Source organism: Pseudomonas sp. (assembly GCF_049301935.1).
In the GTDB taxonomy this organism is placed as follows: domain Bacteria; phylum Pseudomonadota; class Gammaproteobacteria; order Pseudomonadales; family Pseudomonadaceae; genus Aquipseudomonas.
Genome location: NZ_JBAQLP010000068.1, coordinates 26,000 through 32,981 on the forward strand (window position 1 = coordinate 26,000; position 6,982 = coordinate 32,981).

At 59.0% G+C, this 6,982-nt stretch carries 7 protein-coding genes; 5 read left to right on the plus strand and 2 right to left on the minus strand.

Annotated features, from left to right (window positions below; translation table 11 throughout):
* Window positions 1–49 precede the first annotated feature (49 nt).
* The 3 genes from WA145_RS10390 (at window position 50) to WA145_RS10400 (ending at window position 3,324) form a co-directional block, all read left to right on the plus strand.
* Window positions 50–667: a hypothetical protein gene (locus tag WA145_RS10390; protein ID WP_422581506.1), complete on the plus strand. Its 618-nt coding sequence runs from the start codon at window positions 50–52 to the stop codon at window positions 665–667.
* Window positions 668–1,184: 517 nt separating this feature from the next.
* Window positions 1,185–2,843, plus strand: a complete 1,659-nt coding sequence (locus tag WA145_RS10395) for a nitrite/sulfite reductase (protein WP_422581507.1) — start codon at window positions 1,185–1,187, stop codon at window positions 2,841–2,843.
* On the plus strand, window positions 2,827–3,324 hold the full coding sequence (locus tag WA145_RS10400; protein WP_422581508.1) for a DUF934 domain-containing protein: 498 nt from the start codon (window positions 2,827–2,829) through the stop codon (window positions 3,322–3,324). The genes WA145_RS10395 and WA145_RS10400 overlap by 17 nt, the downstream gene beginning before the upstream one ends.
* A 57-nt stretch (window positions 3,325–3,381) precedes the next feature.
* Here WA145_RS10400 and WA145_RS10405 read toward each other — a convergent pair whose 3' ends face one another.
* Window positions 3,382–4,371: a YhdH/YhfP family quinone oxidoreductase gene (locus WA145_RS10405; RefSeq protein WP_422581509.1), complete on the minus strand. Its 990-nt coding sequence runs from the start codon at window positions 4,369–4,371 to the stop codon at window positions 3,382–3,384.
* Between the two features lie 19 nt (window positions 4,372–4,390).
* On the minus strand, window positions 4,391–5,410 hold the full coding sequence (sohB, locus tag WA145_RS10410; RefSeq protein ID WP_422581510.1) for a protease SohB: 1,020 nt from the start codon (window positions 5,408–5,410) through the stop codon (window positions 4,391–4,393).
* 210 nt (window positions 5,411–5,620) lie between these two features.
* Here sohB and WA145_RS10415 point away from each other — a divergent pair, with 210 nt between their 5' ends.
* Together WA145_RS10415 and WA145_RS10420 are read left to right on the plus strand one after the other, a co-directional pair.
* Window positions 5,621–6,331: a histidine phosphatase family protein gene (locus tag WA145_RS10415; protein WP_422581512.1), complete on the plus strand. Its 711-nt coding sequence runs from the start codon at window positions 5,621–5,623 to the stop codon at window positions 6,329–6,331.
* A gap of 59 nt (window positions 6,332–6,390) precedes the next feature.
* Window positions 6,391–6,702 (plus strand): SCP2 sterol-binding domain-containing protein, encoded by a 312-nt coding sequence (locus tag WA145_RS10420; RefSeq protein WP_304869276.1) that lies wholly within the window; start codon window positions 6,391–6,393, stop codon window positions 6,700–6,702.
* The last annotated feature ends 280 nt before the right edge of the window (window positions 6,703–6,982 follow it).

Here is a 6,982-nt window from a genome sequence, read left to right on the forward strand (position 1 = left end):
CACACAGTAGCTAGATCGACTGCCGGTCAGTTCAGGGGATGAGTGCTAAATGAGCGACATGGAACATCAGGAAGTCGACCTCAACAAACCGCAGAATCAGGATCTGGTCTGGGATCTGGACAGCATCGCCCGACGCGAGCTGGCGGAGCGCTTTGTGAAACTGTTCGAGAACCGCTTGTGCGTGTACTCGGAGTCGACACGCCAGCTGTATACCAACTACGACCTGCACTTCCCCAGTGACCTGGGCCGCAAGATGGTGGTACTGCCCAACCCCTATGCCTTCCATGACACCCTGCATGGCATCGAGTCGCATGCCGTGCGCAAGACGGGGCTGTGCGTGCTTCCCGGTGTGGTGCTGAATAAGCCAGGCTTGCTGCTGACCACCATGATTAAAGAAGGTGGCCCAGCGCCGAAAACCATGCCGTTCAAACCGGCGTTGGCCCAGATCATCAGCAACCAGAAAAAGGCCGGCGATATTTTCCTGCCGATTATGATGAAAGGCGACTTGCGCGAGTTCGATCAGCAGCTGCCCTACATCCACTTGCACCGGCTACAGGTCAGCCGTCTGACTCGCCTGTCGACCTTTGAGCGCGATGATATCCAGCAGACGATTACCCGCAAATTACTCATGCTCTATCGCCAAGCCGACAGCCTCAGTTGCCACTGAAGCCACCTTCGCCTTCCTGCGGTGCAATAAAAAAGCGGGCCCCGTTTACGGATGCCCGCCTTGTGCTCTATCCACCAACTGGGTCTTATTGCTGGCTGACCCAGAACACCGCGGTGACGACGAAGATTACAATCAAGGCGAAAATAGCCTTGGCATCGACCGCGCTGTCAGCGTTATCTGGCTCACTGTGTTGGCTCATGGACTACCCCTCTTGTTGTGTTTATGGGTGAATCGTCGTGTGCAGTTAAGACCAGCATGCCCGCTTACTCAAGCCGTGGGCTATGTTCAGCGGCTGTCTTATCCCTTTAAGTTCTTTCCATATACTCAAACATCACTTTTGCGCATAACCCTGAGCTGGTATCTTCCTCCGGCTCCGCAAGGAGTGCGCGGCCGTGCGCGCTGATTAGCTGTGAGAACCGGTTTACGATATAGCGAGCCAGAGCCTGCTTTTAACACAGCAGGGCCGACGCGCAGCAGATCGTAGATAAGTTCTAAAAGCCTGATAACAGGACACCCCATGTACGTATACGACCAGTACGACCAAAAAATCGTCGAAGACCGCGTCAAGCAGTACCGCGATCAAACCCGCCGTTACCTGGCTGGCGAACTGAGCGGCGAAGAATTCCGCCCGCTGCGCCTGCAGAATGGCCTGTATATCCAGCGCTATGCGCCGATGCTGCGCGTTGCCGTGCCGTACGGTCTGATGTCGTCTGCCCAAGTGCGCATGATGGCCAAGATTGCCCGTGACTACGACAAGGGTTACGCGCACATCAGCACCCGCCAGAACGTCCAGTTCAACTGGCCGGAGCTGGAAGATGTGCCCGATATTCTCGCCGAGCTGGCCACCGTGCAGATGCACGCCATCCAGACCAGCGGTAACTGCATCCGCAACACCACCACCGACCAGTTCGCCGGTGTGGCTAAGGATGAAATCATCGACCCGCGTCCGTGGTGCGAAATCATCCGTCAGTGGTCGACCTTCCACCCCGAGTTCACCCACCTGCCGCGCAAATTCAAAATTGCGGTCAACGGTGCCGTGAGTGACCGTGCAGCGATTGAAGTGCACGATATTGGCCTGGAAGCGGTACAGAACGACGCTGGTGAGCTGGGCTTCCGTGTTTCCGTCGGTGGCGGCCTGGGCCGTACTCCAATTGTTGGCAGCTTTATCAACGAATTCCTGCCATGGCAGCACCTGATCAGTTACCTCGACGCCATCCTGCGTGTGTACAACCGCTATGGCCGTCGCGATAACAAGTACAAGGCGCGCATCAAGATTCTGGTCAAGGCGTTGACCCCTGAAGTGTTCGCCGAGCGGGTGAACGCCGAATGGGCCCACCTGAAAGACGGCCCCACCACCCTGACCGAAGCCGAAGTGGCCCGCGTTGCAGCGCACTTTATCGACCCCAGCTACAAAGCCCTCGACGACCAGGATGCCGCCCTGGCTGCCCTGGACGCCGAACACCCAGGCTTTGCCCGCTGGCGTCAGCGCAACACCTTCGCCCACAAGAAGCCGGGCTATGTCGCTGTCACCCTGTCGCTCAAGCCTACCGGCGTGGCGCCAGGCGATGTCACCGACAAGCAGCTCGATGTGATCGCTGATCTGGCCGACCGCTACAGCTTTGGCGAAGTGCGCAACAGCCACAACCAGAACATCATTCTGGCGGATGTCGAGCAGGCGCAGCTGTTCACCCTGTGGGGCGAGCTGCGTGAGAATGGTTTCGCTACGCCGAACGTCGGCCTGCTCACCGATATCATCTGCTGCCCCGGCGGCGACTTCTGCTCGCTGGCCAACGCCAAGTCGATCCCGATCGCCGAAGCCATCCAGCGCCGTTTCGACGACCTGGATTACCTGTTCGACATCGGCAATATCGACCTGAACATCTCCGGTTGCATGAACGCCTGCGGTCACCACCATGTTGGCCATATCGGCATCCTCGGCGTGGACAAGAAAGGTCAGGAGTTCTATCAGGTGTCCCTCGGCGGCAGCGCCGGCCGTGACGCCAGCCTGGCGCAGATCCTCGGCCCCTCCTTCGCCGAAGCGGACATGGCTGACGTGATCGACAAGATCGTCAAGGTCTATGTCGAACGCCGCACCGAAGAAGAGAGTTTCCTCGACACCTTCCGCCGTATCGGCGTCGACCCGTTCAAGGAGCGCGTATATGCAGCGAATCATTAAGAACGGCCAGCTGATCGACGAAAGCTGGCACCTGCTGCCCAAGGACGCCACGCTGGACGGCATTCCCAACTGTGACGACCTGATCGTGCCGCTGGGCCTGTGGGTCGAGCACAGCACCGCGCTCAAGGCCCGCGATGGCGGCCTGGGTGTGTGGTTGGACGCCGGTGAAGAAATCGAGGAAATCGCCGATCAGCTGGATAACTTTCAGGTCATCGCGCTGAACTTCCCGGCCTTCACCGATGGCCGCCACTGCTCCACCGCCTACCTGCTGCGCAACCGCTATGGCTACAAGGGCGAAGTGCGCGCCATCGGCGATGTGCTACGCGATCAGCTGTTCTCCTACCGGCGCGTGGGCTTCGATGCCTTCGCCCTGCGTGAGGACAAAGACCCGCTGGACGCCCTGAAAGCCTTCGAGGAGTTCAGTGAGGTCTATCAGGCCTCCACGGACCAGCCGCTACCGTTGTTCCGTCGCCGCGCCTGATCTTGCCTGCAACGCAAAAGGCCACCCTTTGGGGTGGCCTTTTTTGTATCTCGCAACTTACCCCAGATTGACCAGCACGCGCCCAACCTGCTTGCCCGCGAGCACCTCGGCTATCGCCGCAGGCAATTGCTCAAGCGTCACTTCGCTGACCAGCGCATCCAAGCTGACTTTCCACTGCAACGAGAGTCTGTCCCACATCGAGGCCTTGACCACCAGTGGCAGCTCGACCGAGTCGACCCCAAGCAGGTTCACCCCACGCAAGATAAACGGCAGCACGCTGCCCTGGAAACCGACGCCAGCCGTCAGGCCACAGCAGGCGGCGCTGGCACCGTAGCGCAGCGACTTGACCACGTTGAACAGGATATCCCCGCCCACACAATCCACCGCGCCGGCCCACTGTTCTTTGAGCATTGGCTTGTCGGTACCCTCCAGCAGTTCGGAACGCAGCACAATCTGCTGCGCGCCCAGCACCTTGAGGTAATCAGCCTGCTCCGCCTTGCCGGTCGATGCCGCAACGCGGTAACCGAGGGTAGCCAGCAAAGCCACCGCGACACTGCCAACACCACCGGTGGCACCGGTCACCAGCACGCTGCCAGCATCCGCCGTCAGTCCGCTTTGCTCCAGCTTGTCGACACACAGCGCGGCAGTCAGCCCGGCGGTGCCAAGTACCATGGCCTCGCGCAGCGACAAGCCCTGGGGCCGCTTCAGCGCCCAGCTGGCGGGAATCCGGATGTACTGAGCGAAGCCGCCCGAGGTGTTCATGCCCAGGTCATAGCCGGTGACGATCACCTCATCGCCCACGCTGAATTCGGCCACGCTGGACACTTCCACCACACCGGCGGCGTCGATGCCCGGGGTATGCGGAAAGCTCTTGGTCACGCCGCGGTTGCCACTGGCCGACAGCGCATCCTTGTAGTTGAGCGAGGAATACTTGACCCGAATCAGCAGCTCGCCGGCCGGCAAGTCATCAATCTCGCGTTGCACAATCACCTGTTCGAAACCGCCCGCTGCGCGCTCACGGGCCTGCAATGCACTGAACGTGTTCATATCGACTCCCTTAAAACGGTTACCAGAAGCGCTGCTGATTTAAACGACTCAGCCAGTTCAGGACGAAGCGATCCAGCGCCACGCTGCCCGCCAGCCCAACGCGCTCCTGCAGGGTTTTCTTCTCGGCATAGTGCAAATGAAACAGCTCGGCGCTCTTCGCTCGCTCTGTCAGGTACTCGTCGCTGGTCTTCAGCTCATCGACCAGCTGCTTCTCCAATGCCGCCAGGCCCAGCCAGACTTCACCGGTGGCAATCTGGTCAATGTCCAGCTGCGGCCGGTAGCGGGCAACAAAGCCCTTGAACAACTCATGGGTGGTTTCCAGGTCTTCCTGGAACTTCTCCCGGCCCTTCTCGGTGTTCTCGCCGAACACGGTCAGGGTGCGCTTGTACTCACCGGCGGTAAGTACCTCGAAATCAATATCATGTTTTTTCAGCAATCGGTGCACGTTAGGCAGCTGGGCCACCACACCAATCGAGCCGAGGATGGCGAACGGCGCCGAGATAATCTTCTCGCCGATGCAGGCCATCATATAGCCGCCGCTGGCCGCGACCTTATCGATGCAGATGGTCAGCGGCACGCCCGCCTGACGAATGCGCGCCAGTTGCGAAGAGGCCAAACCATAGCTGTGTACCATGCCGCCGCCGCTTTCTAGACGCAGCACCACTTCATCCTGCGGCGTTGCCATAGTCAGTAGAGCAGTGATTTCGTGGCGCAGGCTGTCAGTGGCCGAGGCTTTGATATCACCATCGAAGTCCAGCACGTAGACGCGCGGCTTGTGGATACCGGCCTTCTTCTCCTGCTTGGCGGCCTTGGCTTCGGCTTTGCTCGCCGCTTTCAGTTGCTCCTTATCGAGCACCGCGTGCTCCACGCGCTGATGCAACTGCTTGAAAAAGTCATTGAGCTTGTTCACCTGCAGTTGGCCAGTGCTCTGCCGGCCCTTGCTGCGCAGTGCGGCAATCGTCACCAGCACCACCAGAATGGCCACTACCAGGGTCACTGTCTTGGCCAGAAAGCCGATGTACTCTGCAAAAAACTCCACGTATTCCCCCTTGTCCCAATGACTACGCGCGCTCATCGACCGCGCGCAATAGTGCCCAAGCATACCGAGGCACCGGGTTGGCGGCCAGCAAGCAAGGCCTAGACATTCAGCGCACTCATGCAATTCAAACAAGCGTATGTTTTTACGTTGACAGCTTCTGAGCTTCCTCATACCCTCGCGAAACTTTCACCGCAGCGGAATCGAGCGGACGTGGGCAGCATCTACCTGATTCGACATGGCCAAGCCTCCTTCGGTGCAGACGATTACGATGTGCTATCGCCCATTGGAATTCGCCAGGCCGAAGTGCTGGGCGCGCACCTCGCGCAACTCGGCACGCGCATCGATCGCAGCGTCAGCGGTGACCTGCGCCGCCAGCAGCACACGGCCAACAGCGCATTGCAGCAACTGTGCGAGGCCGGTATTGGCGTACCGCCGCTAGAGATTGACCCTGCCTTTAATGAGTTCGATGCCGACGCGGTGATCCGCAGTTTGCTGCCGGGCATGCTTGCTGAAGAACCCGAAGCCCTGCATATCCTGCGCAATGGCGCGAGCAATCGTGCCGAATTTCAGCGCCTGTTTGCCAAGCTGATTGGCTGCTGGATTTCCGGCGAATACGACACGCCGGACCTGCAAAGCTGGCAAGGCTTCGTCGAGCAGGTTCAGGGTGGCCTCACCCGCCTTTTAGAGCAGGCCGAGAGCAAACAGAAGATTGCCGTATTCACCTCCGGCGGCACTATTACCGCCCTGTTGCACCTGATTACCGGTATCGCGCCTGCGCAGGCTTTCGAGCTGAACTGGCAAATTGTTAACACCTCACTAAGCTGCCTGAAGTTTCGCGGCAGCCAAGTGAGCCTGGCTTCCTTCAACAGCCATGTGCATTTACAGCTGTTGAAGGCGCCGGAGCTCATCACCTATCGCTGAGCTGCGGCCCACTGCACCCATCTAGGGCGCTAGAAAAACCTGAGAAAAAGGAAGAAACCATGAGCGTTGCAGACATCGTCAATACCATGCAGTCCAAATTCAACGCCGGTGCCGCTGCAGGCCTGGATCTGGTGTTCCAATTCAACATCGAAGACGGCGAGAACTACGCGCTGATCGTCAAGGACGGCACCTGCGCCGTTGAGAAAGGCGACAACGCCAACGCCAACGTGACCCTGATCATGGACACCGACACCCTGAAAGGCATCACCAGCGGCGAAACCGACGGTATGCAGGCGTTCATGTCCGGCAAGCTGCGCGCCGAAGGCGACATGATGCTGGCCATGAAACTGGGCGAGCTGTTCCCGGTTTAAGCGGCAAGGCTACTGCGCGACAAAACAAACCGGAGTCCTCGACTCCGGTTTTTTTATGGCCGCCATCCATGGCGGCCACCCTACGGGCCGTCGCTACGCGACGTTAACACTGGCTCCCGACCATTGTTTTATGGCTAAAAACTAAGCTTGAATAGCCAATCAGGCAGCTTGATTGGGTAGCAACACGCCCACCTATAACGGCGGGTAATCCTTGTGAGGCACAGGGTGCAGCATTAGATTAGCTAATTATCTTAGGCACCCATCATAAGCAGAAGGGATA